The organism is Streptomyces sp. NPDC044033, from assembly GCF_056434425.1.
This window is the reverse complement of the sequence record NZ_JBWKFF010000058.1, coordinates 1-5,033: the sequence shown is the minus strand read 5'-3', so window position 1 is coordinate 5,033 and position 5,033 is coordinate 1. Positions and strand designations below refer to the sequence as shown.

Sequence of the window (5,033 nt, the reverse complement as noted above, 5' to 3'; positions counted from 1 at the left end):
CTGGTCGTTCGTGTAGATGTCGCAATCCACACCGAACCCGGAAGGCCCTCACTCATTCAAGATCACCCAGCCGTGATCACTGTCACCAACCTCCCCGGACAGAACAACTAGGCATCGAAGCCCAAGGCACCGTGCTGCACTACCCCAAAACCCGCCGGACCCACCGCTTCCCCCATACCTCGCAAGGCACCGCCCAAGCTGAAGCGGACATCACCGAGGCCCTCGCCATCGTCGTCGCCCCGGCCTCGCCCGAACGGCTCGCCCGCAGTCGGTGCCGCGGATGCAGCTTCACCGACTACTGCTGGACGGAATGACCATGCCCGCCGCCACCCGGACCTACTGGCTCACCTCCCCTTCCCGGATCCGCCGCAAAGATGAATCCCTCGTCATCGAACGCGACTCCGCACCCGACGTCCACATCCCCGTCACCGACGTGTTCTCATCGCCCCTACGAGGGGCACCAACCTGTTGGGCGTGCTGCGCCGCTGGTGGCTGCGGGCCCGGCTGTACGCCGGCCCCCTGCCCGAGGAGGCCCGCACCGCCGTCGGAGCGGGGCGCGCGCCCGGGTGCCCGGCGTCTGCGGTGGTTCGCGAGGCCGTTGCCGTCCGTGAGGCTCAGGAGCATTGAGCGACGAACCTCTCGGGCACGGCGACGAGGGTGAAGAGGAAGAGGACCGCATCTGGCTTGCGCTGGCTGTCTTCCCGCTGCTGGCCCCGGCGTGTCGGCGTCCGTGTTCTCGGCCGTGGTGAACCTGCTCGCCGAGCTCCGCGCCGATGCCGTTCCCCCGCTGGTGCAGCCGGTCCTGGGGCGGCCGGGCTGGTACTCGGCACCGCTCGCCCGGGACATCGGGCTCGCCGAGTACTACGTCGGCACCACCGAACCGGGCGCGGACGGACCGGACATCTACGTCGCCCGGATCGTGATCTCAGACGACTGGCCCGACTTCTGACACCCCGCGAACCCGAACCCCATCCGTCCGCGGCAGTCGTACGCGCCGATTGCCTCTCTGCGTTCTTGATGCCGTCGGGCGGGCGGTCCGCGTACCGTACGGGCAGGAAGAAGGAGGAGGTCCGGATGGATGCCATCCTCAAGACCGTCATCGGCGGGGAACTCGTGGAGATCCCCGGCACCATGGACATCCGCGCCGCGCTTCACCCCGAGCGGAGGGACGAGTTCGACCACGAGATCGAGCATGCCCCGGCCACCGACCTGCCTCTCGTCCTGGTCCGCTGGGCTCTGGCCGGGACCGGCGCCGAGGAGGAGGACGAGGCGCTCTTCGAGCGCCTGGCCCGCGGCGAGGACATCGGCGCCCACGAGATGCCCCGGCCGCTGCGAGCCGGCTTCGACGCCGGCATGCAACGCCTTGCGGCCGATCCGTACGGCCACGGCTCCGCGCCGGTCAAAGGTGACCGCGACCGGCGGGAGACCGCGGTCAGCGTCACCGTCGTCCGCTACACGTCAGCGCCGACGTCCTGATCGTCACCGTCGTCCGCACCGTGTACATCTGACCCCGCTGCCTGCTCTGCCCTCTTCTTGCAGCTACGACGGCTGCGCCGAGACACCGGTGAAGATGCGCGACAGGGCCCCGCCCGGCTTCACCAAACCCTTGCTGCGCACCGGGCCGTCGCGCCTCCGAGCCGCGCCGCCCCCCATCGCGGAGGCCGTGGAGCGGCAGATCAGGGCGATGCGCGCGCTCAGCCCCCGGGCGTTCCCCGAGCCGGAGTTGGCCGACGACCAGTCGGCCCCGATCGAGCAGGCTCGCGTGCAGCGCCGTCGTCAGGCCGCCGCCCGTGAGGCCCAGGAGCGTTGAGCGACGAGTTCCCCGGGCCCGGCGACGACGAAGAAGGGGAGGGCCGCATCCAGCTTGTGCCGGCCGTCTTCCCGCTGCTCGCCCCCGGCGTGTCGGCGTCCGTGTTCTCGGCCGTGGTGAACCTGCTCGCCGAACTCCGCGTCCATGCCGTTCCCCCGCTGGCGCAGCCGGACTCCGGGCGGCCGGGCTGGTACTCGACGCCGCTCGCCCGTGACATATGCGGCATCCCGGGACTTCTTCTGGGCCTTGCCGAGTCTCCACCCTCGTGGCCAGGGGGGTTCCTCTGTTTGATGTCATCGCGTGGTCTGACGTGATTTCGGGATTTCTGAAGTGTTCCCACTGTGTCTGACCAGTCCACCGTCAGGGTGAAGGTGAGGGGCGTGGGTCAGTGGTGGGCGGTTGTCACCCTGCGGTCCCGAAGGGGCGGGCTGCGTGGTGAGGGGCGGGAACCGTCCACCTCTCCCATTCGTCACCGTATGCAAACGTCTAGTTTCACAAGGTGAGGGTGGTGGGCGATGGAGCCGGTATCGGTGGGGCTGCTGACGACGCTGGCGGGGGGGGCGGCGGGGAGGCGTGGGCGGAGCTGAGTGCGCTGGTGCGGCGCCCGTTCCGCCGGGATGGCGGCGGGCAGGCCGCGGTGGATGAGGACTTCCGTACCCATCTTGCGGCTTGGCAGGAGCAGGCCAAACTGGTGCGCACCGGGGACGGTGCGGTGCCGAACACCGTCAGCGGCGGTACCCAGAACGGGCCGGTCGTACAGGGTCGGGGCTTCTCCAACCTGACCATCACCACCCCGCCCCTGCCCACTGCGCCGCCCTCCTCCGGTGTTCCCGGTGACAGCGCAGCCAACTCGACGCGGTGACCGGCGTGAGCGACGCCCGTAACGGCGGCGGGACCAGCAACACGATCACCGGTGGGATCTTCTTCCACGCGGTCGTCCAGGGCCGGGTCCCGCCGGCGACAGTGCCAGGTGTTCGCGTCGGCCGGACCGAGATCGAGGGCGCCCGTCCTCTTGCCGCTCGATTTCAGATCTGACAACAACTGATCGGCTTCGTAAGGAGTTTCTGCGTGACCGCTGAGGTGCCATAGGCTGCCGGACAGTGAACGGGGGACGGGATGAGCGGCAGCGGCACAGAAAGGTCCGGCTCGGGAGCTGGCCCGGGAAATCACGGCCCGGGGAAGTGTGCCCCGGCAAAAGACGGCACGGTCGACAACCGGATCTCCGGCGGACGCGCGCATAACGTCGTGCAGAGCGGAACCATCTCCAGCCTGACCTTTACCGAGGCGCCGCTGCGTCGCCATTTCCCGCCGGTGCTCATCTCTGTGGCGTTCCTCGTCGTCATGGGCGTTGTAGGCGGAGTTTTGATTGCGGTCCTCAACCACCGGACACCCTCGGCGGAGCATCAAGCGCTCACAAACCGTCCCGTCGTCGCGCCGCAACCGAGTCCAGCCGATGTGCGGACTACCCCGCCGCCCTCCGCCCCTTCTACGGCGCCCGGGGGGAGTGGCCGAGCCCGGAAGGGGAGCTACGCGACCGGGAGGCCAGGGCGAGCGCATGAGCTCCAGGGAAGGGACGGCGCGGAAGTCTCAGCCGTCGCCAGCTGAACCGTCCGCGAAGCCGAACCCGTCACCGGCCACCGCGTGGAAAATCGTGGCGCAGGAGGAAACGAGACTTGGGCAGGAGAAGATCAACAGCAGGGCGTGCGGCAACTATTCGCTGTGCGCATACCGCCGGGCGGGGCATCAAGGACGGTACGACTTTCCCGCTCCGGACAGCGGCCCGCCAGGGAAAACCTGCTACAGCTTCCCGAGCGGCGACCCCGGTTTCGTCTCCGTGTTCAATGGCCGTGGATATTCATACTGGGCTTACGAGAAGCCGAAGTGCGGAGGGCAAAGGCAGCTCATCAGAGCCATAACCACAGATCATCAGGAGCTCGACATCGTCTTCCGGTCCTACGTGAAGGCTTAGCTGTCTGTGGGGCCGGCGCGAGGGGCCCCGGGGCGGGGGCCGGGCCGAAGTACGAGTTCGTGTTCATGGACCGGCTGCTGGCGCGTTGGTGCACCTGCGGGCCGGGCTCACTTACGCGGCATTCGGGGTGATCTACGAGGTGGCCTCATCCACCATCGGTTGCGCGATCAGTGAGATCCGCCCGCCGGCCCCCGTCGGTGAGCGCTTTGTGAGGTCGTGCTGGGCATCGTGGTGAGCGGTGATACTTCTGGCCGGTCCTCGGCAAAGGAGTTGCGGGGTCTTCTTCCATCGCGCGGCCGGGCGTTCACGGGCCCGCGCATATGGCATCCGGATCACGCTGCCGGGTCAAGGAGGCACAACGGGAGGCAGCGTGACCCGCCGTCACGTCGGCCCCAGCGACGGAGCGTCGCACGTTGCGGAGGCCGGCGGTCCCCGCGGGACGGAGTCGCCACCACTCTTGTATTCGTGGCTGGCACGGCACCGACGAGCCGACCGACCCGACCCGGCCCGGCCCGGCTCCCGGCGGGCGGCGGGCCACCCGAGCCGGCAGGGCGGGCGGCGGCAGGCACCGGCCGGGTGCGGTTCCCGCTCGTGCGCTGGGTGCTCGCACCGCGCACGGCACGGCAGGTGGCCGCCTGGCCGCCGGCTTCGGGCCGGGCTCGGACGCCGTCTGAGGTGCGGGCGTTTGCGGGATCACTCGCTGTCGGGATCGGTGTCGCTCGGGTGGGCGCCCGTGAGCTCCCATTCCAGCATCCGCATCCGTTCGACCTCCCGGCGACCACCTCGGCGTCGAACTCCTCGCCGGGACCGATGTCGGCGGCAGCGAGGTAGGCGTCGATCCGGCTCTCGTCGCCGCTGGTGACGAAACGGCGGCAAGCGAGCCCGTACTTGATCCGGGCGGCGCTGATGTCAGGGAAGTTCGCGATCAGCGCCAGAACGGCCTCGACGTCCAAGGGGGCCGGGGCGAAGGTCAGGTAGAGGGTGCCGAGGCCGTACTCGTAGGGGCGGTGCGTCACGCCCGGTCCAACGGTCCTGCAGCCCGCAAGCGGGTCTGCCGTACGGGTGACTCCCCACTCCGCGACGCAGGCTTCCAAACCTTTAAGTGCAGGTTCCCATGTGGTGCGTGGCCATCGCGCGTTGCGCAGCCTACCGTGCCGTCCTAGGGCCTGTGTGGAGTTGCGATCATGCTTGTGATCCGAGGTGTTGGATCCAAAGGAGCCCGGCGCATAATTCGAGTCCGGCCTGATAGCTTTC

The 5,033-nt window shown here is 69.1% G+C and carries 6 protein-coding genes; all 6 read left to right on the top strand.

Annotated elements, in window-relative coordinates:
- Window positions 1–113 precede the first annotated feature (113 nt).
- The 6 genes from AC07AB_RS40075 (at window position 114) to AC07AB_RS40050 (ending at window position 2,672) form a co-directional block, all read left to right on the top strand.
- Window positions 114–314 (top strand): Dna2/Cas4 domain-containing protein, encoded by a 201-nt coding sequence (locus tag AC07AB_RS40075; RefSeq protein WP_478577634.1) that lies wholly within the window; start codon window positions 114–116, stop codon window positions 312–314.
- 404 nt (window positions 315–718) lie between these two features.
- On the top strand, window positions 719–949 hold the full coding sequence (locus AC07AB_RS40070; RefSeq protein ID WP_478577632.1) for a hypothetical protein: 231 nt from the start codon (window positions 719–721) through the stop codon (window positions 947–949).
- Between the two features lie 125 nt (window positions 950–1,074).
- Window positions 1,075–1,476: a hypothetical protein gene (locus AC07AB_RS40065; protein WP_478577630.1), complete on the top strand. Its 402-nt coding sequence runs from the start codon at window positions 1,075–1,077 to the stop codon at window positions 1,474–1,476.
- Between the two features lie 94 nt (window positions 1,477–1,570).
- On the top strand, window positions 1,571–1,810 hold the full coding sequence (locus tag AC07AB_RS40060) for a hypothetical protein (protein WP_478577628.1): 240 nt from the start codon (window positions 1,571–1,573) through the stop codon (window positions 1,808–1,810).
- The gene (locus AC07AB_RS40055; RefSeq protein ID WP_478577626.1) at window positions 1,807–2,124 is read left to right on the top strand and encodes a hypothetical protein; all 318 of its coding nucleotides are present in this window, start codon (window positions 1,807–1,809) and stop codon (window positions 2,122–2,124) included. The genes AC07AB_RS40060 and AC07AB_RS40055 overlap by 4 nt, the downstream gene beginning before the upstream one ends.
- Window positions 2,125–2,318: 194 nt before the next feature.
- A complete protein-coding gene (locus tag AC07AB_RS40050; protein WP_478577624.1) occupies window positions 2,319–2,672 on the top strand; it encodes a hypothetical protein in 354 nt (117 codons plus the stop codon).
- The last annotated feature ends 2,361 nt before the right edge of the window (window positions 2,673–5,033 follow it).